Origin of the sequence: Shinella sp. WSD5-1, assembly GCF_963942435.1 — a bacterium.
Classification (GTDB): Bacteria; Pseudomonadota; Alphaproteobacteria; order Rhizobiales; family Rhizobiaceae; genus Shinella; species Shinella yambaruensis.
In genome coordinates this window covers 78,475-104,784 of the sequence record NZ_OZ012597.1, presented here as the reverse complement: position 1 = coordinate 104,784, position 26,310 = coordinate 78,475, and the positions used below count along the sequence as shown (strand labels likewise).

General features: G+C 63.6%; 21 protein-coding genes. 7 read left to right on the top strand and 14 right to left on the bottom strand.

Translation table 11 applies throughout. The annotated features are described in order from the left end of the window. Positions 1 to 3 precede the first annotated feature (3 nt). The 5 genes from tcuA to AABQ55_RS23640 form a co-directional block, all read right to left on the bottom strand. Complete coding sequence (gene tcuA, locus AABQ55_RS23660) at positions 4 to 1,398, bottom strand: FAD-dependent tricarballylate dehydrogenase TcuA (RefSeq protein WP_288084773.1); 1,395 nt, start codon at positions 1,396 to 1,398, stop codon at positions 4 to 6. A gap of 176 nt (positions 1,399 to 1,574) precedes the next feature. After that, positions 1,575 to 3,221 (bottom strand): amino acid ABC transporter permease/ATP-binding protein, encoded by a 1,647-nt coding sequence (locus tag AABQ55_RS23655; protein WP_272807737.1) that lies wholly within the window; start codon positions 3,219 to 3,221, stop codon positions 1,575 to 1,577. Between the two features lie 127 nt (positions 3,222 to 3,348). Then, positions 3,349 to 4,329 carry an ornithine cyclodeaminase family protein gene (locus tag AABQ55_RS23650; protein ID WP_272807738.1) on the bottom strand — a complete coding sequence of 327 codons (981 nt, stop codon included), beginning with the start codon at positions 4,327 to 4,329 and terminating at the stop codon, positions 3,349 to 3,351. Between the two features lie 8 nt (positions 4,330 to 4,337). Next, positions 4,338 to 5,540 (bottom strand): NAD(P)/FAD-dependent oxidoreductase, encoded by a 1,203-nt coding sequence (locus AABQ55_RS23645; protein WP_272807739.1) that lies wholly within the window; start codon positions 5,538 to 5,540, stop codon positions 4,338 to 4,340. 84 nt (positions 5,541 to 5,624) lie between these two features. Further along, entirely contained in the window at positions 5,625 to 7,166 is a 1,542-nt protein-coding gene (locus AABQ55_RS23640; RefSeq protein ID WP_272807740.1) for an aldehyde dehydrogenase family protein, read from the bottom strand. Positions 7,167 to 7,242: 76 nt separating this feature from the next. Here AABQ55_RS23640 and AABQ55_RS23635 point away from each other — a divergent pair, with 76 nt between their 5' ends. Genes AABQ55_RS23635 through AABQ55_RS23610 form a run of 6 tightly spaced genes read left to right on the top strand, consistent with a single transcriptional unit; the run spans position 7,243 to position 14,830 of the window. Further along, on the top strand, positions 7,243 to 8,895 hold the full coding sequence (locus AABQ55_RS23635; RefSeq protein WP_272807741.1) for a hydantoinase B/oxoprolinase family protein: 1,653 nt from the start codon (positions 7,243 to 7,245) through the stop codon (positions 8,893 to 8,895). Further along, the gene (locus AABQ55_RS23630; protein ID WP_272807742.1) at positions 8,885 to 10,993 is read left to right on the top strand and encodes a hydantoinase/oxoprolinase family protein; all 2,109 of its coding nucleotides are present in this window, start codon (positions 8,885 to 8,887) and stop codon (positions 10,991 to 10,993) included. The genes AABQ55_RS23635 and AABQ55_RS23630 overlap by 11 nt, the downstream gene beginning before the upstream one ends. Further along, positions 10,993 to 12,603 carry a thiamine pyrophosphate-binding protein gene (locus AABQ55_RS23625; protein WP_272807743.1) on the top strand — a complete coding sequence of 537 codons (1,611 nt, stop codon included), beginning with the start codon at positions 10,993 to 10,995 and terminating at the stop codon, positions 12,601 to 12,603. The genes AABQ55_RS23630 and AABQ55_RS23625 overlap by 1 nt, the downstream gene beginning before the upstream one ends. 11 nt (positions 12,604 to 12,614) lie before the next feature. Beyond that, positions 12,615 to 13,400: an SDR family NAD(P)-dependent oxidoreductase gene (locus tag AABQ55_RS23620; RefSeq protein ID WP_244766384.1), complete on the top strand. Its 786-nt coding sequence runs from the start codon at positions 12,615 to 12,617 to the stop codon at positions 13,398 to 13,400. 12 nt (positions 13,401 to 13,412) lie between these two features. Then, positions 13,413 to 14,327: a branched-chain amino acid transaminase gene (locus AABQ55_RS23615; protein ID WP_272807744.1), complete on the top strand. Its 915-nt coding sequence runs from the start codon at positions 13,413 to 13,415 to the stop codon at positions 14,325 to 14,327. Next, a complete protein-coding gene (locus AABQ55_RS23610) occupies positions 14,309 to 14,830 on the top strand; it encodes a MaoC family dehydratase (protein ID WP_272807745.1) in 522 nt (173 codons plus the stop codon). The genes AABQ55_RS23615 and AABQ55_RS23610 overlap by 19 nt, the downstream gene beginning before the upstream one ends. A 32-nt stretch (positions 14,831 to 14,862) precedes the next feature. Here the strand turns inward: AABQ55_RS23610 and AABQ55_RS23605 are convergent, their stop codons facing one another. The 3 genes from AABQ55_RS23605 to AABQ55_RS23595 all read right to left on the bottom strand — a co-directional run bounded on the left by AABQ55_RS23605 (position 14,863) and on the right by AABQ55_RS23595 (position 17,439). Further along, positions 14,863 to 15,612 (bottom strand): FadR/GntR family transcriptional regulator, encoded by a 750-nt coding sequence (locus AABQ55_RS23605; protein ID WP_272807746.1) that lies wholly within the window; start codon positions 15,610 to 15,612, stop codon positions 14,863 to 14,865. Positions 15,613 to 15,748: 136 nt separating this feature from the next. After that, a complete protein-coding gene (locus AABQ55_RS23600) occupies positions 15,749 to 17,203 on the bottom strand; it encodes an NAD(P)/FAD-dependent oxidoreductase (protein ID WP_272807747.1) in 1,455 nt (484 codons plus the stop codon). Beyond that, entirely contained in the window at positions 17,200 to 17,439 is a 240-nt protein-coding gene (locus AABQ55_RS23595) for a (2Fe-2S)-binding protein (RefSeq protein ID WP_338341918.1), read from the bottom strand. The genes AABQ55_RS23600 and AABQ55_RS23595 overlap by 4 nt, the downstream gene beginning before the upstream one ends. 257 nt (positions 17,440 to 17,696) lie before the next feature. Between AABQ55_RS23595 and AABQ55_RS23590 the strand changes: the two genes are divergently transcribed. Further along, on the top strand, positions 17,697 to 18,680 hold the full coding sequence (locus AABQ55_RS23590) for an NAD(P)-dependent oxidoreductase (protein WP_272807749.1): 984 nt from the start codon (positions 17,697 to 17,699) through the stop codon (positions 18,678 to 18,680). A gap of 244 nt (positions 18,681 to 18,924) precedes the next feature. Here the strand turns inward: AABQ55_RS23590 and AABQ55_RS23585 are convergent, their stop codons facing one another. From AABQ55_RS23585 to AABQ55_RS23560, 6 genes are read right to left on the bottom strand one after another with little or no spacing between them, the layout of a single operon-like run. Continuing rightward, on the bottom strand, positions 18,925 to 21,111 hold the full coding sequence (locus AABQ55_RS23585) for an acetate--CoA ligase family protein (protein WP_272807750.1): 2,187 nt from the start codon (positions 21,109 to 21,111) through the stop codon (positions 18,925 to 18,927). A gap of 49 nt (positions 21,112 to 21,160) precedes the next feature. Beyond that, on the bottom strand, positions 21,161 to 21,589 hold the full coding sequence (locus tag AABQ55_RS23580; protein WP_272807751.1) for a Zn-ribbon domain-containing OB-fold protein: 429 nt from the start codon (positions 21,587 to 21,589) through the stop codon (positions 21,161 to 21,163). Between the two features lie 3 nt (positions 21,590 to 21,592). Further along, the gene (locus AABQ55_RS23575; RefSeq protein WP_272807752.1) at positions 21,593 to 22,738 is read right to left on the bottom strand and encodes an acetyl-CoA acetyltransferase; all 1,146 of its coding nucleotides are present in this window, start codon (positions 22,736 to 22,738) and stop codon (positions 21,593 to 21,595) included. After that, positions 22,738 to 23,730 (bottom strand): SDR family oxidoreductase, encoded by a 993-nt coding sequence (locus AABQ55_RS23570; protein ID WP_272807753.1) that lies wholly within the window; start codon positions 23,728 to 23,730, stop codon positions 22,738 to 22,740. Before AABQ55_RS23570 ends, AABQ55_RS23575 begins: the two co-directional genes overlap by 1 nt. 52 nt (positions 23,731 to 23,782) lie before the next feature. Further along, complete coding sequence (locus tag AABQ55_RS23565) at positions 23,783 to 24,964, bottom strand: acyl-CoA dehydrogenase family protein (RefSeq protein ID WP_272807754.1); 1,182 nt, start codon at positions 24,962 to 24,964, stop codon at positions 23,783 to 23,785. Positions 24,965 to 24,974: 10 nt separating this feature from the next. Beyond that, positions 24,975 to 26,249, bottom strand: a complete 1,275-nt coding sequence (locus AABQ55_RS23560) for an acyl-CoA dehydrogenase family protein (RefSeq protein ID WP_272807755.1) — start codon at positions 26,247 to 26,249, stop codon at positions 24,975 to 24,977. Between the last annotated feature and the right edge of the window lie 61 nt (positions 26,250 to 26,310).

Below are 26,310 nucleotides of genomic sequence, written 5' to 3'. Positions count from 1 at the left end.
CCATTATGCCGGCCTGCCGAGCGCGGCGGCCGCGGCCCGGGTTCCGGCGATCCGCCCGAAGGCCGTGCCTATGCTCATGCCGACCCCGGCGGTGTAGCCTTTTCCGAGCACATTACCGGCCATCATCTCGCCGGCGACGAAGAGGTTGGAGCTCGGCTTGTTGCCGAACCGCACCGCGGCCGTGTCATCCACTTTCAGCGAAAGGTAGGTGAAGGTGATCCCCGGCCGCAGGGCATACCCGTAGAAGGGTGGCGTATCGATCGGCAGAGCCCAGTGGGTCTTTGCGGGTACGACGCCCTCCGTCCGGCAGTCGTCGAGGATCGTGTGATTGAACGTACCCGGCCGGCAGGCTGCATTGTAGCTGTCCAGCGTGCGCATGAAGACCTCGACCGGCACGCCGAGCCTGGTCGCCAGTTCAGGCAGGCTGTTGGCTGTGATCCCCGGGAATACCGGAGGCATGAAGCGTCCGATCACCTTCCTGTCGATGATCGAATAGCCGATCTGGCCTGGTTGCTGGGCAACGAGACGTCCCCAGATCGCATATCGTTTTGGCCAGAAGTCCTCGCCTTCATCGTAGAAGCGTTCACCATCGCGATTGACGACCACGCCGAGCGAGACGCAGTCGATGCGGGTGCAGATGCCTCCGTCATAGAGTGGCGCGCGCGCATCGATCGCGACGCAGTGGCCCTGCGACGGATCGCCGATCATGTCGGCTCCGGCCCGCATCATGTCTTTGAGGAGGACCCCCTGATTGAAGCGGGTCCCGCGGATCAGGAAGTTGTCGGCCGGCCATTCGCCGCGATCATTGCGGCCCCAGGCCTCCCGCAGCCATTCCCGGTTCGATTCGAAGCCGCCGGCGGCCAGCACGCAGGCCCTGGCGGTGATCAGTTCCCCGCTTTCCGTGCGAGCGCCGACGAAGCGATCGCCGTCGAGCACGATCCCGGCCACCGGCGTTTCGTAGCGAACACGGACACCAAGGGCCTGGGCGCTTCGATAATAGGCATTGACGAGCGCCTTGCCGCCGCCCATGAAAAATGCGTTCGTCCGGGCAACATGCAGCGCGCCCGATAGCGGCGGCTGAAAGCGCACGCCGTGGCGGCGCATCCAGTCCCGGCAATTCGAGGAGGCGCGGATAACAAGACGGGCGAGATGTTCGCTGGTCTCGCCTCCCGTCACCTTCAGCAGGTCCTGCCAGTATTCCTCTTCCGGATATGCCTCGACAAGGACGTCCTGCGGCGCGTCGTGCATGCAACGCAGGTTGCGGGTATGCTGGGAGTTGCCGCCGCGCCACTCCTTCGGCGAGGCTTCGAGCATCAGCACCGAGGCGCCCGCCTCGCGCGCCATCAGCGCCGCACACAATGCCGCATTGCCGCCTCCGATGACCAATACGTCAATCACGATGAAATCCTCACTTCGTGTTACCCGGAACCTCCCATTCGAGGGCACGGGTCATCGGCCGCCCTTGGATGTCCAAGGAACGAGACCATTCACAGTCGGCAGTTTGAGAGGACCCCTCCCGGGGGTGTGCCTGCTCCCTGCACGGCGGAGCGGACCGTCTGCCCGGCGGTCCTGTGTCAGTCGCGCCGGTCGACCATGCGCAGGAACTGCTTCGTGCGTTCCTCTTTCGGGTTGGTCAGCACCTCGCGGGCCGGGCCGTCCTCGACGATCACGCCCTTGTCCATGAACACCACCCGATCGGCGACGTCGCGGGCAAAGTTGATTTCATGGGTCACGACGATCATCGTCATTCCTGCTTCGGCAAGGCTGCGCATGACGGCAAGGACCTCGCCGACGAGCTCGGGATCGAGTGCCGAGGTCGGTTCGTCGAACAGCATGAGCTTGGGTTCCGTGGCGAGCGCACGGGCAATCGCAACGCGTTGCTGCTGGCCGCCGGAAAGGCGCATCGGCAAGTGGTCCGCATGCTCTTCGAGGCCGACGCCCTTCAGCAACTGCATCGCGCGTTCGCGGGCCGCCTGGGGCTTCATCCCGTAGACCTGGATCGGCGCTTCCATGATGTTCTCGAGCGCCGTCTTGTGGTCGAAGAGATCGAAGCTCTGGAAAACCATGCCGATCTTCGCATCCGCCCGGGCCTTGGCCAGGTGCTTGGTGGGCACGAGCTTGCCGCGTTTGCGCTCGTAGCCGACATGCTTGCCTTCGACCAGGATTTCGCCGTCGTTCAGGACTTCGAGGTGATTGATCAGGCGCAGAAGCGTGCTCTTGCCGGAGCCGCTGGCGCCGAGGATGGCGACGACCTCGCCCGGATGGACCTCGAAGTCGACGCCTTTGAGAACTTCGAGGTCACCCCTTCCGCGCAGGTGATACGCCTTGTGCACGTTCTTGCAGATGACGAAGGGTGTATCGGCCGTCTCGCGTGCGCTCCTTGACGCACTGGCCGCGAGCACCTTGATGATGGAGTTGTCGTCGGGCTTGGCGGGCGCGGGTTTCGAACTGTCGGCGGCCATGGTTCCGGCGCCGCCTGCCGCTCCGCCATCGTCTGCATCGACGACCTCGTAGTGCTGGGTGCGCACGCCGGTGACCCAGCGCTCCCAGATGGACGGCTGTTTGCTGAGGCTGCGCAGCTCCGGATCGAGCCGGCGCTCGATGACGAGCTGGCCGAGCGATATCAGCGTCGTCGTGAAGAGATAGAGCGATGCGGCAGCGATGAAAACCGTGAAGAAGTCGAAGTTTGTCGCGACGATCTGCTGTGCGCGGAACGTCAACTCGTTCACGAAGACGACCGAGGCGAGCGATGTTCCCTTCAGCATCGATATCGTCGCGTTGGATATCTGCGGGGTGATCGACCGGAGCGCCTGGGGAATGATGATCCTGCGCAGCGTTATGAACGGGCCCATGCCGAGCGCCGAGGCAGCCACGGACTGGTTTCGCTTCACCGACAGGAGCCCGCCACGGATAAACTCCGCCGCAAAGGCCGCTTCGTTCAGGGCGAAACCGATGACCGCCGTCGTGAACGGATCCAGCCGGATTCCCAGCCGGGGCAACGCATCGAAGATAAAGATCAGCTGCAGCAGGATCGGCGTACCGCGCATGATCCAGATATACACCCACGCCACGCCGCTGATGGCCGGATTCTTCGACATCCTCATCAATGCGAGGGCCAGGCCCAGCGCCAGGCCGCACACCATGGCAAGCGCGGTAATCTGGATAGCGATCCAAAGGCCCGTCAGCAGGTTCACGCTTGTGAGGTATTTCACGATTTCCATGACATGTTCCCTTATCGTTATTAAGGATACTAGTATAACTAATATCCTTGTCAATCGGGATTATGATCGAGACATTGCGAGGTGCCGGGCATGCGCAACCCGGATGAGCGATTGAGACCCCGCAGGTCTAGAAGTCGACAACCACGCCCGCGCCCTTTTCCAGGGCCCGCCGGTAGACATGGCGGGCGATGACCAGATCCTGCACGCCCACGCCCGTGGACTTGAACACGGTCAACCTGTCTGCAAAGGTCCTGTGGTCGAGCTTGCCGTCCGCAAGGTCGCCGATCTCGGCGACAAAGTGATCGGCATCGTAGAGGCCCTCGGAAATGGGAATGAGATAGTCGCCGGCTTCGGCCATCAGCGCGTCCTTGCTCTCGATGAAGATCGCGGCCGCGGCCATGGTCGCGCTGTCCACCTCTCGCTGATCCTTGCGATGCGCTCCGAGCGCGGAAACATGACAGTTTGCGGTCAGCCATTCGCGTTTGATCACCGGATCGTGGGACGTAGTTGCCAGCGACACGAGGTCCGCGCCGCTTACCGCCTCTTCGTTCGATGCGCAGATCGTCACGGTGATGCCGGTTTTCCGCTCCACGACCCCGCGAAACCGTTCCGCAGCTTCCCGGTTCGGATCATGGACCGTGATCCGCGACAACGGACGGACTGCGGCCATGACTTCCGCTTCCGCCTGACCCATCGGTCCGCAGCCGAGCACCGCAAGGTGCGAAGCCTTCGGTGAGGAAAGGAACTTCGCGGCGAGCGCGGAGCAGGCAGCGGTACGATACATCCCGAGCAGGGTTCCGTGCATGACCGCCAGAAGCCGCCCTTCCGTGTCGCCGAGGGCGATGATCTGCGTCAGGTGACGGGTGCCATCCACGTCCCGGAGCGTGGGATGACTGAAACCGAGCTTTGCACTGAACAGTTCTTCACCGGAGAGATAGCAGGGAAGGCTCGCCAGAAGGCCGCCTGTCCTGCTGGAAAAAACCCGGGTCCTCAGCGGCTGCACCGCCTCGCCCCTGCTCAACGCGGCCATCCCGTCGCCAATCTCGTCGACCAGCTTGTCCAGCTCAAGGCAATCGAGCGTGGCGGCCTTGTCCAAAATCAGTACCATTTGATCTCCTATTGAATGGGCGGCGCCACGAGATTGCCAAGATGGCCGACACGGCTCACCGGCTCGTCGGACGCTTCGATGTCGAGTGGCCGTTCAAACCGGACGGGCGCGAATGGATCGAGGCTGACCGTCGGGGTTTCGCCGAGAATCGCCTGCGCCAGGCTCTCGGTTACCGACGGCGCGATCGCCATGCCGTGGCCGTTGAAACCAGTCGCAATCCACAGGCCGGAGACATGCTCGGCCGGTCCGATCATGGCGCGGCCGTCGGGCGTGAGGTCGAAGAGCCCGCTCCAGCTGCGCACGATATGCGCGTCCTTGAGGGCCGGCACCAGCCGTATCGTCTCCCTGGAGATCGCTTCGATCTTGCTCGGTTCGACGCGTTGCGGCGCATCCGGAGCGATGTCGCTGGCCGGGCCGAGGCCGAGCAGCAGCGTTCCGCTGGCGGTTTGACAGAAGCTTATTCGTGGCGAGGCGCAGCGAAGGTAGGGCCCGGTTACGAAGGGCAGCTTCTCCGTCACCAGGATCTGGTGGAGCGCGAGGCTGATCGGAGTCTTGATTCCAAGCGGTTCGAGGAGGCGGACACTGTCGCCGGCAGCCGCGACGAGAATGCTCTCCGTCGCTATCCGGCCGGCACTGGTTTGAACGGCCGTAACCTTGCCGTCGTCGTATTCGATCAGGTCCGCGGCAGTTCCGCGAAGGAAGCGGACACCGGCGAGCTTGGCTTGCCGGGCGGCCTCCCATGTGGCCAGCTGCCCGTTGACGTGCCCGTCCTGTGTCGTCAGGAAACCGGCGACGATGTCCGGCGAAATATGGGGAACGAGTTCGCGAAGGGCAGCGCCCTCGACGATATGCGCATCGAGACCGATCGCCCTATGGCGGTCGACTTCGATCTGGAAATCGGCGGTGAGGGTCTCGTCATAACTCACCAGCAGGTTGCCGGTCACTCTGTACTCGACCGTCGTCCGGGCGCTTTCTTCGAAGTCCTGCCAAAGGACAAGCGACCGGTTGATGAGATCGCGCTCGACGGCTTCGCGCAGCTGGACACGCACGTTTCCGCGGTTTCGGCCTGAGCCGTTATGCGCGATCTCGGCCTTTTCGACGACGCAAACCTGTTTGCCTGCACGGGCGAGGTGCAGGGCGGTCCAGCAACCGATGATGCCACCCCCTATGACCACGAAGTCAGCGCTCTTGAGATTGGGTGAGTTCGACATTTCCTTCTCGGTCTCCGTCGGCGCGCCATTCAAGTCATGCGCCTGTTTGCGAGAATAGTGTTAAGAACGCCGTGCCCGCGACGGTCACACGGGCCAGAAGATCGCCTTTGACTGGAGATACTGCCGCAGGCCGTCCAGACCCTTTTCACGCCCGAGGCCGCTTTGCTTGTGGCCTTGGAACGGCGTGGAAATCGAGAGGTTCTTGTACGAGTTGAGCCAGAGCGTGCCGGTTTGAAGCCTGGTGGCGATCTTCCAGGCGCGTTCGATGTCCCGTGTCCACAGGCCGGCTGCCAGTCCGAACGCGCTGTCATTGGCCTGCGCGATCAAGTCCTCGTCGTTCTCGAAGGTGAGAATGACGCCGACGGGCCCGAAAACCTCCTGTTGCGCAATGTCCGAACGGTTCGAAAGGCCGTTCAGGAGGGTCGGCGGATAATAGGCGCCGGCGGCGAGTTCCTCGTCGGTCGGCAGGGCGCCGCCGGTCAGCAGATTTGCGCCGGCGGCCACGGCACGGCTGACATGGGCGTGAACGGTGTCTCGATGGGCGAAGCTCACCAAGGGGCCGAGATGCGTACCGGTGTCCGCGGGGGATCCGAGCCGTAGGGATCGGGCGATGCCCACGAGCGTTGCGGTGAACGCGCTCGCGATCCGCCTTTCGATGAAGATCCGCGATCCCGCGACACAGCTCTGGCCCGCGCCGGAAAAGATGCCCATCGCGACGGCGTTGGCCGCCTTTTCCAGATCCGCGTCGGCGCAGACGATATGCGGGGACTTGCCGCCGAGTTCGAGAACGACGGGCTTGAGCTGGCGCGCGGCCTCCGCTGCGATGTGCCGCCCGCCGGCCGTGCCGCCGGTGAAGCTGATCATGTCGATACCGGGATGGGACACCATCGCGCGACCGAGCTCGATCCCGCCGGTCAGGACCGATACGATACCGTCGGGGAAACCGGCCTCCCTGGCCAGGGACGCATATTCCAGCCCGATGAGCGGCGTCACCTCCGACGGCTTCAGTATGACGGCATTGCCGGCAGCCAGGATCGGAGCCAGTTTCTGCGCCTCCAGCGTGGCCGGCGAATTCCAGGGCGTTATGGCGCCGACCACACCGACGGGAACATCGACCGCGATATTGAGATAGGCGCCCCGGGAAGGAGGAACCGTGCCCTCCATGGTCTCGCAGGCGGCCGCGTAATAGCGAAAGGTGTTCGCGGCACTTTCCAGAAGGGCGCGACATTCCGCGAGCGTCTTGCCGTTGTCCACCATCTGAACATGGGCAAGCCGCTCGCGATCACGATCGATGAGCTCACCCATCTTGTGCAGCATGCGGGCGCGCAGATGCGGCGCCAGGCCCGCCCAGGACGGTGCGGCGACAGCCTCGCGGGCCGCCCGTACCGTTTCGTCGAGGTCTTCCGCCGAAGCGGACGACAGGACCTCGATGACATCCCCCGTTGCCGGGTTTCTGCTTTCGAGCGGTACGCCGCGGCCCTCGGTCCACACGCCTGCTGAGAAGAATGGTCGAGTTGCCATGAAGTGATTTCCTCTGGAGGTCGCCGGTGGGCCTGTCATTCCAATGTTGTATATGATACTAGTGCACTCATTAATCGCTGGCAAGTTCCAAAATTCCGTTGACATTACTTATACCAGTATACTAGTAATTTGAAAAGCCTTTAAGCCGGCCAACGGCTGGGGCGGCCCCCAGGAGCGGTTCATGAGCGATGTGTTCGACCCCATTTCCCTTGAGATCTATTGGTCTCGATTGATCTCGATCGCCGACGAGTCCGCGGCTGCCCTGCTGCGCACGGCGTTCTCGACGGTGGTCCGTGAATCCAATGACTTCACCACCGTTCTCATGGATGCGGATTGCAACTGCCTCTCGGAAAACACCGCCGGCATCCCGTCCTTCGTCGGCATGTTGCCGAGCGCGGTCCGCTCGTTCCTTCAGCATATTCCGCGCGAGGAATGGCGGCCCGGCGACTGCATCATCACCAATGATCCGGAAATCGGCTCGGGGCACCTGCCGGACATCACGATGGCCGCGCCGATCTTCTACAAGGATCGCCTGGTCGGCTTCTCAGGTTCGATCGCGCACCTGCCTGACATCGGCGGCGCCGGCTGGGCAGGGGACTGCCGCGAGCTGGTCGAGGAAGGACTTCGCCTCATGCCGGTGAAGTTCATCAGCGAGGGGCGCGAAAACACCTATGTGACCCAGCTTATCCGTCACAATGTCCGCGCTCCCGACCAGGTCATCGGCGACATCTACGCCCAGGTCTCCGCCCAGCGGGTCTGCGCCGCCGGCGTCCGGCAGTTTCTGGAAGACACCGGCATGGACGATCTCGTCCTGCTGTCCGCCGAACTTCGCGCCCGCGCGGAAGCCGCCATGCGCAAGGCGATCGAGGCGCTGCCTGACGGCTCCTGGACATCGAGCGTGCGCGCCGACGGCTTCGACGCCGACGAGACCTTCATCAACTGCCGGCTGACCATTCGCGGTTCGGATCTCGAGATCGATTTCGAAGGAACCTCGCCGCAGATCAATCGCGGCATCAACTCGGTGCTCAAATACACGACGGCATACGCCACCTATCCCATCAAATGCGCCCTCGACCCGGAAAGCCCCCGCAACGAAGGTTCGTTCCAGCCGGTTTCGGTGAAGGCGCCGGTCGGTTCCATCCTCAATCCGATCTTCCCGGCACCTGTCGCCGCGCGCCAGCTGACGGGGCACCTTCTTACCGGCGCGATCTATGGATGCCTGGCGCAGGTCGTTCCCGAGCTGGTCGTCGCGGAATCCGGCAGCGCCCCGACGCTGCGCACCGTCTTCGGTGGCCGCACGCGGGATGGCCAGGCCTTCAACCAGGTTCTGTTCGCCTCGGGTGGTCTCGGCGCCAGCAGCAGGATGGATGGCTACGGCTGCACGGCTTTCCCCTCGAACACCGGCGCCGGCAGTATCGAGGTGCTGGAAAGCGTCTCGCCCTTGCTCGTGCGCCACAAGGAGCTGGCGCAGGATTCCGGCGGCGCGGGCAGGTTCCGGGGCGGCCTGGGCCAGGACGTCGTGCTGGAGATCCAGTCCGACAGCCCGGTCAATATCTCGCTCCTTTCGGACCGCCACAAATACCCGCCGCAAGGTCTGCTCGGCGGCCGACCCGGCTCGAAATCGATCGTGGCCCTGTCGGACGGGACGCGCCTGCACCCCAAGTCGCGCAGCGTCCTGCAGCCGGGCGAAACCCTGCACATTCATTTCCCGGGCGGCGGTGGCTTCGGCCCGCCGGCCGACAGAGACCCCGCCGCGATCAAGCGGGACATCGAATTTGGATACGTGTCGCAGGATGCGGCCGAGAAGCTCTATGGGGTGCGAAATGACCGCTAATCTCCGTGTCAGGATCGGTGTCGACGTCGGCGGGACATTTACCGATCTCGTTCTCGTCGATGACCGTCGTGGTGTGATCTACACCGGAAAGCAGCTCACCACGCACCAGGACCCCTCGCAGGCGATCTGCGAAGGCATCGCGCGGATCGTTCGGGAATCGGGGCTCACGATCGATCAGGTCGACGGCATCGTCCACGGCACGACGCTGGTGACGAACACCCTGATCGAACGGAACGGATCGCGCGTCGGTCTTGTGACCACGAAGGGGTTCCGCGATGTCCTGGAGGTCGGCCACGAGATGCGCTACGACCTCTACGACCTCTTCATGGAAAAGCCGGAGCCGCTCGTCCCTCGGCCGCTTCGCCTGACCGTGACCGAACGCATGTCGGCAAAGGGCGAGGTTCTCGAACCCCTTGACGAAGAGGAGGTCCTGGCGGTGGCGAGGCAGCTGGTCGAGGCCGGGGTCGATGCGATCGCCGTCAGCTTCCTCAATGCCTTCGCCAACCCCTCGCATGAAACGCGGGCCGCGGAACTGATCGCCGGGGCCTATCCGGACATCCCCGTCACGACGTCCGTCGGCGTCGCCCCGGAAATCCGGGAATACGAGCGGACCTGCACGGCCGCTGCCAATGCTTATGTGCTCCCGCAGATGCGCCGCTACATCAAGGTCCTGCGCCAGAAGCTTCAGGACCTCGGCTTCCGCGGAACGTTGAGCGTGATGCTTTCCAACGGCGGCACGGCCGCGCTCGGCGTTGCCGAGGATGCGCCGATCCAGATGATCGAGTCCGGTCCCGCCGCCGGCGCGATATCGGGCGCCCACTACGCCGGCCTCAGCGACACCGATCATGCGGTCGCCTTCGACATGGGCGGCACGACAGCGAAGATGTGTCTGATCGAGAAGGGCCAGCCCGAACATTCGCAGACCTTCGAAGCCGGCCGCGTTCGCCGTTTCCGACAGGGCTCCGGCATCCCGCTGAAGGTCCCGGTCATCGATCTCATCGAGATCGGCGCCGGCGGCGGCTCGATCGCGCGGCTCGACCGTATGGGCCTCCTGAAGGTCGGCCCGGACAGCGCGAGTTCCGAGCCCGGGCCGGTCTGCTACCGCAAGGGGGGAGAAAACCCGACCGTTACCGATGCGGACCTCATGCTCGGCTATCTCTCGCCCGAATACTTCCTGGGCGGGGAGCTGGAACTCGACACCAGCGCCGTCGAGGCCGCCCTGAAAAGGAAGCTCGCGGACGATGCCGGGCTGGAGACGATCGAAAGCGCTGCCGGCATCCATGCCGTCGTCAACAACAACATGGCGGCCGCCACCCGGCGCTACATCGCCGAGAAGGGGCGCGATCCCCGCAAGTACACGCTGATCGCGACGGGCGGCGCCGGACCGGTCCATGCATACGGGCTCGCCAAGGAACTCAAGATCAGCCGCCTGATCATCCCGTTCGGTGCCGGCGTCAGCTCGGCCCTTGGTTTCCTGCTTGCAGCCCCGGCGGTCAATGACGTGCGCAGCCAGATCGTCCTGCTCGATCAGGCAACGCCGGAGGTCGCGGCGGGTCTCTACGGACAGATGCGGGAAAACGCAGTCGCGCAGCTGACGGCGGCCGGTGCGAACCGGGACGAGGTGACGATGAAGTCGTCCGTCGACATTCGCTATCGGGGGCAGGGCTTCGATATCGAAGTGGAGCTTCCGGCCGATTTCCTCGAAGCGGACTTCCGTGCGGGGCTGACGGCGCGGTTCGAAGAGAAATACGAACTCCTGTTTGGCCGCCACATCACCGATGTGCCGATCGAGATCGTCTCCTGGCGCCTCACGGCGAGCTGCCCGCGCCCGGAAATCAAACTGCGGTTCGAGGGCCGGCAGATCGACCGGCGCGAAGCGCGCAAGGGAACGCGCCGCGTGCATTTCGGCCAGTCCGGCTTCGTCGAGGCGCAGGTCTACAACCGCTACGGCCTGACGGCCGGGACGACCTTCAAGGGGCCGGCGGTGATCGAGGAGCGCGAATCCACCGCCGTTGTCGGCCCCGACGCCACGGTCAGCGTCGATCAGCACCTGAACCTGATCGTCGACATTCAAGATACCAGAGGAGACCTCGTCTAATGGCTAGCACAGTCGAAGTTTTGGCCGACGCCATCAAGGAAAGCGGCACGCCCTTTATCGTCGGCCATCCGGGCGGCGAGACCGTCGAGCTGATGGATGCGGCCAGCCAGCGCGACATGCGCTATATCCTGATGAAGCAGGAGACGGCCGGCGCGATCCTCGCCGCGACATGGGGCGAGATCACCGGCAGTCCGGGCGTCTGCACGTCGACCCGCGGGCCGGGCGCCACGAACATGGTCAATGGGGTCGCCTATGCCTGGCTCGACCGCGCGCCGCTCATCGCCCTCACCGATCAGTATCCGGGCGCGACCCTGGAAACCGGCCAGCGCCAGGTGATCAATCATCGGGCGATCTACGATCCGATCACCAAATGGAGCACGACGCTCTATGCGAAGAGCGCGCAGCAACAGATCCGCCGTGCTCTGAGGACCGCCACCGCTCCGACGCCGGGGCCTGTTCATATCGACGTTCCGGCGGGGGAAACGACCGCCGAAGCCCCGGAGATGAAGTTCCCGCCGGATCTGCGGCAAAACACGCTGTCGACGATCCCGGTCGAGGAAACGCTGACGCCGGCGCTCGATATGATCCGCCGGGCGAAGCGGCCGATCCTTCTTGCGGGTCTCGGCGTGCTGTGGGACCGGGCATCGGCCGAGTTCGTCGGCTTCGCCGAGGCACTTGGTGCACCGGTTCTGACGACGTCGAAGTGCAAGGGCGTCATTCCCGAGGACCATCCGCTCCGGGCCGGCTGCATCATCGGCGGCCTGATCGAGCGCGATCTCGTCAGCCAGGCGGATCTCATCATCACCGTCGGCCTTGACGCCGTGGAGCTTCAGCCGAAGGCGTGGCCCTATGGCACGCCGCTCCTGAGCCTTGCGAACACCCCGACGCTCGATGCGCTCGTCCCCGCGACGCTCGAAATCCTCGGTGAGATCAATGGTCTCCTCAAGGGGCTGCGCGCCGGCATCGGCGGCCAGGGGGAATGGGGCGAGAAGGCCGCCGCCACATTCCGCACCGCGGTCATCGACGCCCTGAACGTGCCGACCAAGGGGCTTTCGCCTCACCGCGCGATGGAAGTCGCGCGCGCAGCGCTTCCGCGCGACACGATCGCGACGTGCGATGCCGGTGCAAGCCGACTGCTCGTCGTGCAGAAGTGGGAATCCTACGGTCCCCGCGAGTTCCTGACGTCGAACGGCCTCGGTACGATGGGCTACGCGATCCCGGGCGCGCTTGCCGCGCGCCTTGCCCATCCGGGCCGCCCTGTCATCGCTTTCGCCGGCGACGGCGGTTTCCTCATGGCTGTCGGCGATCTGCACACGGCGGTGAAGGAAAAGCTTCCGATCATCGTCATGGTCTTCGACGACCGCGAGATCGCACTGATCCGCATCAAGCAGGAACTCAAGAAGATCAAGCGGTTCGGCATCGAACTGGGCGGTCTGGACTGGGTCAGTCTCGCGCAGGGCTTTGGTGCCGATGGTGTCGTCGTCGAGACGGAAGGCCAGCTGACCGACGCCCTTCAGGCAGCGGTGAAGTCCGGCAATACGACCGTCATCGCCGTTCGCATCGATGGCTCGTGCTACGTGGATCAGTTCAACGCTCTGCGTGAGCTTTAAGGGGCATCGAAATGCGTATGAAGGGAAAACGTGTTGTCGTCACGGGAGGCGCGCGTTCGATCGGACGCGCCTGCGCCGAACGCTTCGCCGAGGAAGGCGCGGATGTCGCCATCCTCGATGTTCTTGCCGACCGGGGCGGGACAACCGCGGCGGAGATCGCCAGGCAATACGGCGTCGATTGCCGTTTCTATGAATGCGACGTCGGCACGAAATCGTCGGTGGACAGCACCATCGACCGGGTCATCGGGGACTTGGGCGCCATCGACATCCTTTTTTCCAATGCCGGCATCACGCGCCGTGCCGACTTCCTCGAGCTCACCGAGGAAGACTGGGACGATGTCATCCGGATCAATCTGAAGTCGATGTATCTGGTTGGCCAGAAGGTCGCCAGGCATATGGTCGAGCGCGGCGGAGGAGGGGCGATCGTCAATATGTCGTCCTCCTCGGTCAGGATGACCATGCCGACGATTGCACCCTATGCCGCGTCGAAAGGGGGCATTTCGGCGCTCACGACGGCCATGTCGCTGTCGCTGGCTCCGCACGGCATCCGTGTGAACGCCGTCGGTCCGGGCACGATCTACACCGAGCTCAACAAGGACAATCTCCTCAAGGATGTGGAGAAGCGCCGGGAAGTCCTGTCGCGCATCCCGCTGATGCGATTTGGCGAGGGGCGCGACGTCGCCAATGTCGTGCTGTTCCTGGCCAGTGACGATGCCGGCTACATCACCGGCGAGACCCTCTACATCGACGGCGGCCGGTCCGGTCTCAACTACACCCTTCCCGTCGAAGAGAAATAGGAACCATCCGCCATGTCCGACTACTCAAATCTTCTGGTCTATCTCGACGGAGAATTCGTCGCGTGGAACGACGCCAGGATCCACGTTTTCACTCCGGCGGTCAAATACGGCGCCGCCGTGTTCGAGGGCATTCGTGGATATTGGAATGCCGACACGGAAAAGATGTATCTCTTCCGGCTCGAAGAGCATATGCGACGCCTGGAGCTCAGCCAGCGGATCATGCGCTTCGGCCGGATCGTCCCGGCTGAAACCATGATGGAGGCGACTGTCGATCTCATTCGCAGGAATGCGTTCCGTGCGGCGGTCCACATTCGCCCGACGGTCTATGTCGCCGGCGCCGGCGAGAGCAATGCGCAGACCCCGATCGGCACGTTCATAACGGCAATCGCGCGCGATACGCCCAAGAAGGTGGAACGTGGCGTGCGCGCTCAAATCTCGTCCTGGCAGCGCATCTCGGATAACGTCATGCCGGCGCGCGCCAAGGCGAACGGCAATTATAACAATTCCCGTTATGCCGGCCTGCAGGCCGCCAAGGACGGCTACGATGCGGCGATTTTCCTCAACAGCCGTGGCAAGCTGTCGGAAGGTCAGGCAATGTGCCTCTTCCTCGTTCGCAACGGTGTTGCGGTGACGCCCTCGGCAACGAGCGACATCCTCGAGAGCATTACCCGTGACACCGTCATTCGCCTGCTTCGCGAGAAAGGTATCGAGGTGCAGGAACGGGACGTCGATCGCAGTGAATTCTTCGATGCGAGCGAGGCGTTTTTCTGCGGGACCGGGGCCGAGATCACGCCGATCATCGATGTCGACGGCGACGCTATCGGCGCCGGCACGCCCGGCGAGCTGACCAGGGCACTGCAGGCCACGTATTTCGATCTCGCGTTCGGTCGCACGAACCCGGATCACGCGTGGCTGACGGCGGTATGACAGGCGGTATGGACGAGGAGGGCGCGATGGATACACGGATCTTGTCGACAATCGATGCGGTTCTCGCCGCGATCGGCAGGGAAATCGGCGTAAGCGAATGGCTGCTGATCGAGCAGTCACGCGTCGACGCCTTCGCGGCTGTCGTCGGAGATTTTCAATGGATCCATTGCGACCCCGCACGGGCCGCGAAGGAGAGTGCGTTCGGCGGTACGATCGCCCATGGCGCCCTCACATTGTCGCTGGTCTCGACCCTGCGCGAAGACCTGCGCGGAATGCGGATCGAGCTGAACGCGAAGATGGGCGTGCTCTACGGCTACAACAAGGTGCGTTTCGTCTCGCCCGTCCCCGTGGGATCGAGGATCCGCCTGCGGCAGACCCTGGCCGATGCAAAACTGGTCAAGCCGGGGGTTTTCGAAATGCAGTTCAAGGAGACCGTCGAGGTCGAGGGCAAGGAGCGCCCGGCGCTCATCGTCGAGGCCATCAACCGCAAGTTCCTGGACTGAGAAGGCCGGAACGCCTCGTGACCTGCTTCGACCTATCGAAGCAGGTTTCTCGTCATCTGCTCGCTTGTGGCGTCGTTTCTGAGTTTGTAGCCGGTTTGCGAGGACCGAACCGCGAACTCGCACTGATGCGCGTGATCGAGCGTTGCCTCACGAGCCGCTTCGGCATCGCCCTTCTTGATCGCATCGACGATACGCTGGTGTTCTTCCGCGACTTTCAGCGGCCGTTCGCCCACGCCCTGATAGTCCAGGCGGACGATCACCTGCCGGATCATCGTGCTGAGGAAGATCAGCATCTGGTTCTTGGTGGCGCGCGCCAACAACACATGGAAGCGGTTTGCCTGGGTTTGGCAAAGCACGCGGTCCGTGGTGTTGGCGAGCATGATATCGATCGACTCCTGGAGGGCGTCGATGTCTTCCTTCGTGTGCCGCTGTGTCGCCAACTCGGCTATGATCGGCTCGATGTGTTCGAGCGTCTCGTGGACCTGATCGATCGAGGTGTTCTGCAGCCGCATGAGCGTTGTGATCGCCGGCACGAACTTCAGCGGATCAGGCTCGCAGATCTCCGCGCCGCCGTTTCGTCCGGAGACGAGGCGGATGAGGCCTTCCGCTTCCAGCGTTCGCAAGGCCTCGCGGATGACCGCGCGGCTGAAGCCGAACTGCTCGATCAGATCCTTCTCCTGCGGCAGGCGGTCGCCGACGCGCAGCTTGCCGGCATCGACCGCCTCTCGAATCTGAGAGACGATCACCTGAGATGCTTTTCCGGGATTGGCTGAATCAAACATCTTCCTGGTCGCCGCCTGCGATGTGTCTTGCTGAGTATCCACCAGACTAAGGCCTCGCGCTGTTTCTCGATATCTGTCTATCGGGGTTACTATTCTACTCATACCCAATCCGTCTTTGCATGTCTATCATACGCCCTCAGGGCGTTTGATCTGTCGGCCGCGGCGCTCCTTGCGTCGGATCGTTCCATGGCGCGACTTCACGCAGGGCCAAGGGTTTGACGGGCATTCGTGCCGTGTCGGGCGCCGGGATGCTGTCGGCGGCAGCGCAATGCCGGCGGACGAGTTGCGCGACGGCAAAGCCGCACATCCGCCCCTGGCATCTTCCCATACCGGCACGCGTGCATTGCTTCACCGCTCGCTGGGCCCCGTCCCACATCTCGGCATGGTAGTCGATTTCCCCGCGAGGGACGGACTCGCATCGGCAGACGATCGTGTCCGGCTTCGTGAGATCGAAGATCTTCGGCTTCAGCGCGAAGGACTTCAGCATGTGGTGAGCGAACTGCCGGCCGGCCGACCTGGTTCGCGACGCTGCCTCCCGCTTTTGGACCGCTCCTGGAGCAAGCCTGTGGCCCAGGTGCTCGAGAACGCTTGCGGCGGCAAGGATGCCCTCGGCCTTCGCCACGCGGTGCCCGCCAATTCCGGCGATTTCACCGGCAAGATAAACGCCGTCACGCGAGGTTTGGAGCTGACCGTCGGCTTTGACGAAGTGCGCCTGCTGAACCGGATCCCAGCGCAGCTCGCATCCCAGAAGCCGGGCTATCTGAACATTCGGCACGAAGCTGAAACTGGTCAGCAACGTATCGGCGGGTATCGTTCGGCGCGTTCCGGGAATTTCGCTGTGCGCAGCGTCGAATTCGGCGACCACGACCGCACGCAGAGCGACATCGCCAACAGCTTCCACGACGCTGGTTCCCATGGAGACGTGAAGGCCCAGTCGCCGCATCCTGGCCAGGTACCCGAGCGCTTCCCGATAGATATGAAAATGCCTGTAGGGCTGCTTGACACGGAGCGGCCAGAAGCGATCCCGCGACAGTTCGCAGATTGCCGCCAGTTCGGCGCCTGCAGCCGCCAGCTGGGTCGACACGGGATACAGAAAGGGGCCTGTGCCGGCAATCACGACCTGTTTTCCGGGAAGAATCCCCTGGGCTTTCAAGAGGGTCTGGGCGGCCCCGGCCGTCATGACACCGGGCAGAGTCCATCCGGGAAACGGGATAACCCGTTCATGGGCGCCGGTGGCCAGAATGATCGCTCCCGCCGATATGCGCCCCGAATGTCCGCCCTGCGTGTAAAGGATGGTCTTGCTGTCCTCGACGCCCCAAACGAGGGTGTCGGTGGAGATGGTTGCGTGATCGGCCTTGACCTTGCCAATCAGGTCGCGACCCGCCTCCTGCGAGGGGCCGACGATCGTTTCGGGCAGGGAGCCGGCCAGCCTGCTCTGACGGTAGTACTGGCCGCCGGGACGCGCATTCTCGTCGAGAACGACGACGTTCACACCCGCATCGCTGAGGAGCGCGGCAGCCGAAAGGCCGGCCGGACCGGCACCGATGACCAGGACGTCCGTGCTGGCTGGAGGGCGTTGCTGCGTCGTCATTCCGCACGATCCTTCGACAAGGCGGGAACCTCGATCTTCATGCCCGGCGCAACAGCCGTCATGCACGCTCGCTGGGACCGCTGGCCGTCCACGTCGACAAGACAGTCGTAGCAGACGCCCATCCCGCAGAACTGGCCGCGTTCGCGGCCCGTTTCGCGGGTTTTCCTGAAAACGTTCATGCCCGCGGCGAGGAGGACACCGGCCACCGTCTCGCCGGGATATGCGCGAACCGGCATTCCGTTCACGGAAATGTCGAACGGTTGTCCGCGCTTTACGGGGGCGACGCGTAGATCAATCATTTTGACCTCACATTCATAAAACTAGTATACTATATATCCTGCCATGAAGGGTAAGTCCAGTGAACGGAACAAACATTCGAGGCGGCAGGAACCCGGTCTCCATCGATGGCAGCCGACTGAGGAGGTTCCATTGCGAAACTGCATTATTGGGTGTACTGGTATCATATAATCGTGCTGAGGGAGGTGAAACCGTCATGGTGCATTTGGCGTTTCTGGATGCCGTGGATCCGAGGATTCGGGAAGAGATCGGCAGGCTTCTTCCCTTCGGCTGGCAGGTATCGTGCACCCCTTCCAACGATGGACGCGACCGGCAGGTGGCTGCCGCAGGTGCTGACGTGGCGATGATAATCGGAACGGGGATCGATGCTGCGCTCCTGGAGGCAGCGCCGAATCTGAAGTTTGTCCAGAAGCTCGGTGCGGGTGTCGACAATGTGGACCCCCAGGCGTGCCAGCGGCACAATGTAGGGCTCGCGCGTCTTCAGGCCGGGAATGCGGGGCAGGTCGCCGAGCATACCGTCCTGTTGATGCTGGCGGCACTCCGCCGGTTACCCTATTTCGATCGTCGGACACGGGCCGGACAGTGGTTGCGGGCGGAAGGTCGGGCGACTCAGCGGCAATTAGCCGGCAAGACGGTCGGGATCGTCGGTCTCGGCGCGATAGGGCGCGAGGTTGCGCGCCGTCTTGCCGGTTTTGACGTCGATGTCGTCTATTACGATATCAGACGGCCGGACGAGGATACCGAGGCAAGACTGGCGATCCGCTTTTGCGAATACGAGGAGCTGCTCACCTGCTGCGACGTGGTCAGCCTGCATGTCCCGCTCACGGCGCAGACCCGGAACATGCTCGATGAAAGACGCATCAGGATGCTGAAGCCGGGCGCCACGATCGTCAATTGCGCCCGAGGGGGCTTGATAGACGAAGCGGCATTGGCACTCGCACTCGATCGCAAGGGGATCTTCGCGGCGGGTCTCGATACGTTCGACGTCGAACCTCTGCACGAATCGCCGCTGTTTACGCGCGACGATGTTGTGGTGACGCCCCATCTGGCGGGCGCGACACTGGAGAATTTCGTGAAGATCTATGAACGCGGCCTGGCGAATATCGAGCTGTTTCTGTCCGGACGCCCGCTCCCCGACGGCGAACTCTGCATCCGGCTGGGCGAGGGATGGTCAAACTAGAGCATTTCCAGCCGGAGCGGGATCGCTTCGGCGTCGGATAATGCGGTAAAAACAAGAACCTAGAGCATTTCCGGTGAACCGGAGTTCACCGGAAATGCTCTAGGCGGTCTTCCGCTTGCCGTGCGAGGGGAGACTTCCGATCCGGCATGGCCGGCGTTCGTTCCCGGTGCCGCCTGGCGGAAAAATCAGGGCGCCTCGATCGTGCTTTCGCCGGTCGAGGCGCCCATTCCGCTGGATGGTCCGATCATCCCTCGGTGACGATGAGGACGTCGAGTGCCTCGACCTTGTCCTCAAGACACCATAGGGGGTTGATTTCGAACGCCTGCACCTGATCGCCGAGCGACAGGCTCGCCTGCGTGATCCGGTGGATTGCCGCCGCGGCCTTTGCGATATCCACTTTCGGGCCGCCCCGAGCGCCGTTCAACAGCGGGCTTGCGCGCAGAGAGCGGAGCATCGTCTGGATATCGTCCTGCGTCACAGGAAGGACGCGCAGGCTCACGTCCTTCAGGGTTTCGATCCAGATCCCCCCAAGTCCGACCGCGAGCGTGGGGCCGAAGGATGGATCGATCGTGACGCCGGCGAAAAGTTCCACCCCACGAGGGCGCATCGGGCTCACAAGGACACCCTCGACATTGGCGCCCGCGACACGACGCCCCGCCGCGGCGACGCGCTCGTAGGCTTCGCGCACCGCCTCGGCCGTCTGGAGATCGAGGGCTACGCCACCGATGTCGGACTTGTGCGCGATCTCGGCGGCGCAGATTTTCAGGACGACCGGATATCCGAGCTTTTCCGCGGTGCTGACGGCTTCCTGCGCGTCGTTCACCAGTTCCGCCGGAACAAGCGGCACGCCGCTCGCTTCGAGAAGCTTGCGGCCGGCATATTCCGACCAGGGGCCTTTGCGGGAATCGTGACGCGTGATCGCCGGCGCCGGGGTTTCGGCTTTGCCTGCGGCGAGGGCCGCGCTGCGGGCCTTTTGCCACCGGACGCAATGCCCGAGGGCCGTCATGCCGAACTCGATGCCGCCGAGCATGAAGATGCGGTTTGCATCGTAGAGCTCCCGCGCAAACGGACCCACTTCCATGCAACTCAGGCTGACCGGAACGATCGCGACAGGGGATTTGTCCAGCATGTCCCGAACATAGGCCATTCGGGCCGCTTCCTTTTCCGCCGCGGCATCGTCGGGACGGGTCTGCGGAACCACGTTGAAACCGAGATAGAGGACGAAGTCGATGTTCGGGTCACGGCTGACGATTTCCGCAACGACATCCATCGGAACGGCGGCCGTGCCCGTTTCACGCAGGGTATCGACGGCAGCCGTGTCCAGGGGATTCTGCACCGTGGCGAATGAGGGGAGATAGTCCGCGAGCGCCTTCCTTGTCTCGGGGCTGAAGCCGGGAAGCTCCAGACCCTCGTCGGATGCGCGGTCGGCAATGATGTCGCAGGCGCCGCCCGACGCGGTGACGGCGCCCATGCGTGCGCCCTTGATGTGTACGCCGCTCGCGAAGAGGCCGGCGGTGATCAGCAATTCCTCCAGGCTGCGCACGCGCGCAACGCCCACCTGGCGAAGGGCCGCATCGACCACGGCTTCGTCGCCGGCGACCGCGCCGGTATGGGCAAGCGCGGCTTTCTGACCTTCCGGCGTGCGCCCGGCCTTGAGCACGACGATCGCCTTGCCTGCGACGAGAGCCTGGCGCGCGAGATCGAGGAAGCGGCGCCCGTTGCGGAATTGCTCGGCGAAGATCGCGATCACCCGGGTCTCGCCATCGGCGATCAAATGCTCGATCACATCCGCCGTATCGACGATGGCTTCGTTGCCCATGCAGATGAGCTTGGAAACGCCGATGCCATGGGTCCGGGCGAGCCTCATGATGACGGTGGCAAGCGCGCCGCTCTGAAGGACGATGGAAACGTTGCCGCTTTTCATCCCGGCCGGGATTTCCTGGCCATAGGCGGAAACACCCTCCGCGATGTTCACGAAGCCCGGGCAGTTCGGTCCAAGGATCGTGATGCCGTGCGCGGCGGCCTTGTCCTGCAGCTCGCGCTGGCGATCATGCGCGCCGGATTCGCCGAAGCCTGCGGCGATGATCACCGCGTTGCGGATCCCGACGCTGGAAGCATCGTCCAGGACAGACCCCACGAAATCGGTCGGAGTCGCGATATAGACGAGGTCCACCGGCTCCTTGAGATCGCGGAGGCTGGCGAGGCAGGGAATGCCGAAGATCGTCCGGCGCTTGGGATTGACCGGCACGATGCGGCCCTCGAAGCCCTGCGCTTTGAGGTTGCGGAAGATATTCCGGCCCCAATAGGACGTTTCGGACGCGCCGACGACCGCGATGCTGCGCGGTGAGAAAAAGCCGTTCAGGGAGAGGCCGGCGGAATGGCCGTTGGTTCGACCGTCGTCGCTCGACTGGCGGAGAGCCGGGGTGCTCATTGGTTTTCTCCTGGGTTGAGGAGGTGCGCTTTTTTGGCGTGTGCCGGGCCTAAGCCTCGGCACGCACGACCGGACGGAACTTCGGCAGCGTCACGTCGTCCGTGACATGGTGGTAGACGATCTCGACGGGCATGCCGATCCTGACATGATCGGGATCCGCAAGGACGTCGACGATGTTCGTCATCATGCGGCAGCCTTCGTCGAGTTCGACGAGCGCGACGACGTAGGGCGCATCGGCCTTGAAGGCCGGCCCCGGCGCCTTGTGGACGATCGTGAACGTGTAGATCCGGCCGCGTCCGGAGACCGGGGTCCATTTCAGCCGGCGCGAACTGCAATGGGGGCAGAGCGCGCGGGGATAGAAAATGTGGGCTTCGCAATCGTCGCAACGCTGAACCTCGATTTTCTCCCGCTTGAGGCTTTCCCAGAAGGGCGCCGTGACGGGGTCGGCTTTCGGAAGCGGCTTCGTGTATTCGGTCATGGTTCAATCTGCCGCCAGAATGGCGGTCCCCGTTGCTGAAAGCTTGCCGCCCGTGCCATGGACCAGGCCGATCTTCGCGTCGGCGACCTGGCGCAGGCCCTGTCCGCGGAAATCTCCACGAAGCTGGCGGACGCATTCGATGATGGTGAAGATGCCGAACATCCCGGGATGGGTATAGGAGAGGCCGCCGCCGCTCGTATTCAGCGGGAAATCGCCACCGGGCGCGATCCGGCCGCCCGAGACGAAATCGCCGCCTTCGCCCTTCCTGCAGAAGCCGAGATCTTCCAGCGATGTCAGAACCGTGTAGGTGAAGGAATCGTAGACCTCGGCAACATCGATGTCCGCGTGCTTGACGCCAGCCATCGCGAAAGCGTCGGGGCCCGAAATCCGGCCGGGACCCGATGTGACGTCCGGCATCTGGCTGATGATCTGGTGATCGTGGCCTTCGCCCCAGCCGAGCACGCGCACCGGTGCCTTCTTCAAGTCCCTTGCGCGTTCGACGCTGGTGACGACGACGGCGCCTGCTGCATCGGTCACGAGGCAGCAGTCCAGCTTGCGGAACGGCCAACTGACATAGGGGGAGGCGAGGACCTCCTCGATCGTCAGCGGATCGCGCTTGAACGCCCTGGGGTTCAGTCGCGCCCATTGGCGCGCCGCAACGGCGATTTCCGCAAGCTGGCGGTCGGTCGTGCCGTACTGGTGCATATGGCGCGCGCAGGCCATGGAATACGCGCCCGGCGCGCCGGGCATGCCGTAAGGGTTTTCGAACTGGCCTTCCATTCCCTGCGCGCTGCTGGCGGAAGCGGGCAGGCCGATACGAGACCTGCCGCTTTCGCCGTGGACGATCAGGGCCACCTCGATCCTCCCCGAGGCGATCGCCGCTGCGGCATGGCCGAGATGCACGACGAAGGACGAGCCGCCGACATGCGTTCCGTCGTAATAGCGGGGGTGGATGCCCAGATATTCGGCCACCTCGGTCGTGCGGAACCCCGCCGTGAACAGTCCATCCACGTCGCGGAGCGCAAGGCCGGCATCGTCGAGCGCATTGAGCACGGCTTCACCCTGGAGTTGAAGCGTGGATTTGTTCGGAACAACGCCGATCTCGTCGGATTCGGCAACGCCGACGACGGCGGCTTGTCTGGTTGGCATTACCTGCTCTCCTCTTTGCGCACCCAATAGCGGCGTCCCTCGCCGATCGCGTGCCAGTCATCGTCGCCCAGGTTGTCGACGTCGCGGCCGAACGGCATTGCGGGACGGGGCTTCATGTCGGGTTCCATGTATGTGTCGAAGGCATCTGCCAGGCTCTCGGCCGTCCAGGCATGATCGCCTTCCAGCCGCGCCAGCGTGCGCGGAGGCTCGACGAGCGTGTAGCCGAAACCGTAGGAATGGAAGACCTGGCCGTTGACGTTCGCGGCGCGATCGGAAGCAAGGAAGGAGACCAGCGGCGCGACATTGTCGGGATCCTTGGGCGTGCCTCTGGCGTGCTCGCTCGGCCATTTTCCGGTTTCCTCGAAGATCTTCCGCGATTCCGGCTTCGAGTCGATCATGCGCGTCGTACCGGTCGGCAGGACGACGTTCGAGGTGACGCCGTATTTCGCCATCGCATTGGCCGTGGAATAGCTGAGCCCGATGATGCCGGCCTTGGCGGCGGAGTAGTTCGGCTGTCCCGCATCGCCATAGGCCGAGCCTGACGCCAGCGAAATGATGCGGCCGCCCTTCTGCTGGCGCATCAGGGCCGTTGCCGGGCGCAGAACGTTGAACAGCCCCTTGAGGTGAACGGCGACCACGACGTCCCATTCCTCCTCCGTCATGTTGAAGATCATGCGGTCGCGCAGGACGCCCGCCGCGTGGACGACGATATCGAGGCGACCGAAGGTGTCGACCGCCTGTTCGACCATTCCCTGGGCGGCGGCATGGTCGGCGACCGAACTGCCGTTGATGACGGCTTTACCGCCGAGCGCCTCGATGGCGGCTTGCGTTTCTTGCGCCGGTCCGGCGTCGGTGCCGTCTCCTGCCAGTCCCGCACCCAGATCGTTGATGACGACTTTCGCACCATTGGCCGCCAGGGACAGCGCGATCCCGCGACCGATCCCGCGCCCTCCGCCGGTGACGAGCGCGACTTTTCCGTCCAGCAACTTCATTTCCGTTCCCTTTCCTGTCGTTCCTGCGTGCCCAAGTCCTCGGGCGTGTCGGCTATGCCACCTCGGACGGCTTCATCCGATCGTCCTGCGTCCGCGCGCGGATATGTTCGGGCAAAGTCTGACCGAGTTTCTTCAGGTACCAGTCGGCATCGCCGAACATCGCTTCGCAGACGCACAGCCGCTTGTAGAGATGGCCGGCTTTCAACTCGTCCGTCATGCCGATGCCGCCATGGAGCTGAAGGCTCTGGGTCCCGACGAAGCGCGCGGACTGGGCGGTCTGTACCTTTGCGTGCCAAACGGTGCGCTGCGCCGACGCTGCGCCGACGTCGAGCGCTTCAAGCGCGGCATGAACGATCGCGCGCGCCTCCTCGCAGGCAAGGCTCATATCCACCAGGCGGTGCTGGAGAACCTGGAATTTGGCAAGAGGCTGGCCGAACTGCTCGCGGACCTTCAGGTATTCGATCGTGTTTTGGGTGGCCTCGGCCATGGCCCCGCAGGCCTCGGCACAAACCGCGATCGCGGCCCGGTCGATGAGATGGTCGATCGAGGCGGTCCGGTCGGCATCGGCACGGCCGAGCAGCGCGGAACCCGGAACCCGGGCCGACAGGCGGACTTCAGCGCCAAGCCGCGCATCGAGGGCAGGGGCTATGTTGAGAGAAACGCCGTCCGTTTCGCGCGGTACGAGGAACAGGCCGACAGGGCCATCGGCCGCGCCCAAGCGCGCCGAAACGACCAGCAAGTCTGCCGCCTGTGCGCCGAGCGTGAAGGCCTTGCGGCCTTCCAGGGCGTAGCCGCCGTCGACCGGACGGGCGATCGTGGTGACGTAGTCGCGCGCATATCCGGCGTCCTGTTCGGAATGACAGAAGGCGAGACGCAGCTCTCCGGCAGCGATTTTCGGAAGCAGGTCGCCCTTTTGCGCTTGCGTACCGGCCAGTTCGATGGCGCCGGCTCCAAGAACGACGGTGCCGAGCAGCCCTTCGAGAACCATGTGCCGGCCGGCCGCCGCCATGACGATGGCAAGTTCCGTCAGCCCTCCGCCGGTGCCTCCGAATTCCTCGGGTATCGCAACGCCGAGCCATCCGAGATCCGCAAACTGGCGCCATTCATTTGAACCATATTGATCGCCGGACGGACCCGAACGCTGCTGCCACCGTTCAAAGCCGTATTTTTCCGAGAGGAAGTTCTGCAGGCTTTCGTCGAGAAGCTGGCGTTCGTCAGCGGAGAAACTGGTCATGGATCGATCCTCAAAGCCCCAAGGCGCCCTTGGCGATGATGTTCCGTTGCACCTCGTTCGAGCCGCTGTAGATCGTCGCCGCCCGGCGATAGAGGTGCTCGTAGATCAGGCCCGCGGAGACGTCCGGGCCGACAAATTCCCCGTCCCAGTTCTGTTCCAGCGCCAGGTCCTGATAAACGGGCCCGTTCCGGCCGAGCACTTCCAGTCCCATCTGGAGAATGCTTTGCTGGAGTTCGGTCCCGCGAAGCTTCAATGCCGCGGCGCCCATCATCGGCGGAGAGCCGGTCGTCCGCGCGGCGGCCAGCTGATCGGCCATCAGCGCTTTTGCCGTCGCCATCCTGACGTCGAGTTCCGCGAGCTTCCGCCGATAGGTGGGATCTTCCGACAGGGGGCGCCCGCCATCCTTGACGACGTCGAGCGCTTTGCGGATCTTCGCCAGATAGGCTTCGAACTTCGCGAAGCTCAGACTGTGCAGCCGCTCGTTGGCAAGGAGGAACTTGGCATAGGTCCACCCCTGGTTCTCTTCGCCGATGCGGTTCTCGACAGGCACGCGGACATTGTCGAAGAAGACTTCGTTGAGGTGGTGGTGCCGCGTGATGCCGATGATGGGGCGGACGGTGATGCCCGGGGTGTTCATATCGATCAGCAGGAACGAGATCCCGGCCTGCTTCTTGACGGTCGCATCCGTCCGCACCAGGACGAAGATCATGTCGGCCCAGTGAGCCCACGAGGTCCAGGTCTTCTGGCCGTTGACGACGTAGTGATCCCCGTCGCGGACAGCGCGGGTCTTGAGGCTTGCAAGATCGGAGCCTGCGCCCGGTTCCGAATAGCCCTGACACCACCAGGTGTTGTTCTTGGCGATATCGGCGAGGTACTTCTTCTTCTGCTCGTCGTTTCCGAAGGTGAAGATGACGGGACCGGCCAGATTGATGCCGAAATTGATCAGGGGCGGTGCCCCCGCCTTGCCGAGCTCTTCCTCGAACACGAGGAACTGTTCGGGCTCCCATCCGAGGCCGCCATGCTCCTTCGGCCACTTGCCGGTAAGCCAGCCTTTTTCGCCGAGCAGTTTCAGCCAGGCATCATATTCCGCTTTTTCGAGGTGCTGTGACTTCTCCTGCTTTCGCCGGATTTCCGCAGGGATCTTTTCGCGGCAGAATTGGCGGACCTCCTCGCGGAATGCATTCAAGCGGTTGTCGCTGCCGACAGACCTTATGAACATGCGTGCCTCCTGCACAAATAAGTATACTATTTGCCCGGTATACCTAATATCGCTTTTGCTTGTCAACCGATCTTCGCGGATTCTGGCAGATTCCGCTGCCCATATCGGGCACGAGAAAAACACACAT

Coding starts and splice junctions, on each gene's coding strand:
- AABQ55_RS23655 (WP_272807737.1), bottom strand. CDS start 3,221: ATGGAAATCGTGAAATACCTCACAAGCGTGAACCTGCTGACGGGCCTT.
- AABQ55_RS23650 (WP_272807738.1), bottom strand. CDS start 4,329: ATGGTACTGATTTTGGACAAGGCCGCCACGCTCGATTGCCTTGAGCTG.
- AABQ55_RS23645 (WP_272807739.1), bottom strand. CDS start 5,540: ATGTCGAACTCACCCAATCTCAAGAGCGCTGACTTCGTGGTCATAGGG.
- AABQ55_RS23640 (WP_272807740.1), bottom strand. CDS start 7,166: ATGTCAACGGAATTTTGGAACTTGCCAGCGATTAATGAGTGCACTAGT.
- AABQ55_RS23635 (WP_272807741.1), top strand. CDS start 7,243: ATGAGCGATGTGTTCGACCCCATTTCCCTTGAGATCTATTGGTCTCGA.
- AABQ55_RS23630 (WP_272807742.1), top strand. CDS start 8,885: ATGACCGCTAATCTCCGTGTCAGGATCGGTGTCGACGTCGGCGGGACA.
- AABQ55_RS23625 (WP_272807743.1), top strand. CDS start 10,993: ATGGCTAGCACAGTCGAAGTTTTGGCCGACGCCATCAAGGAAAGCGGC.
- AABQ55_RS23620 (WP_244766384.1), top strand. CDS start 12,615: ATGCGTATGAAGGGAAAACGTGTTGTCGTCACGGGAGGCGCGCGTTCG.
- AABQ55_RS23615 (WP_272807744.1), top strand. CDS start 13,413: ATGTCCGACTACTCAAATCTTCTGGTCTATCTCGACGGAGAATTCGTC.
- AABQ55_RS23605 (WP_272807746.1), bottom strand. CDS start 15,612: ATGTTTGATTCAGCCAATCCCGGAAAAGCATCTCAGGTGATCGTCTCT.
- AABQ55_RS23600 (WP_272807747.1), bottom strand. CDS start 17,203: ATGACGACGCAGCAACGCCCTCCAGCCAGCACGGACGTCCTGGTCATC.
- AABQ55_RS23595 (WP_338341918.1), bottom strand. CDS start 17,439: ATGCCGGTTCGCGCATATCCCGGCGAGACGGTGGCCGGTGTCCTCCTC.
- AABQ55_RS23590 (WP_272807749.1), top strand. CDS start 17,697: ATGGTGCATTTGGCGTTTCTGGATGCCGTGGATCCGAGGATTCGGGAA.
- AABQ55_RS23585 (WP_272807750.1), bottom strand. CDS start 21,111: ATGAGCACCCCGGCTCTCCGCCAGTCGAGCGACGACGGTCGAACCAAC.
- AABQ55_RS23580 (WP_272807751.1), bottom strand. CDS start 21,589: ATGACCGAATACACGAAGCCGCTTCCGAAAGCCGACCCCGTCACGGCG.
- AABQ55_RS23575 (WP_272807752.1), bottom strand. CDS start 22,738: ATGCCAACCAGACAAGCCGCCGTCGTCGGCGTTGCCGAATCCGACGAG.
- AABQ55_RS23570 (WP_272807753.1), bottom strand. CDS start 23,730: ATGAAGTTGCTGGACGGAAAAGTCGCGCTCGTCACCGGCGGAGGGCGC.
- AABQ55_RS23565 (WP_272807754.1), bottom strand. CDS start 24,964: ATGACCAGTTTCTCCGCTGACGAACGCCAGCTTCTCGACGAAAGCCTG.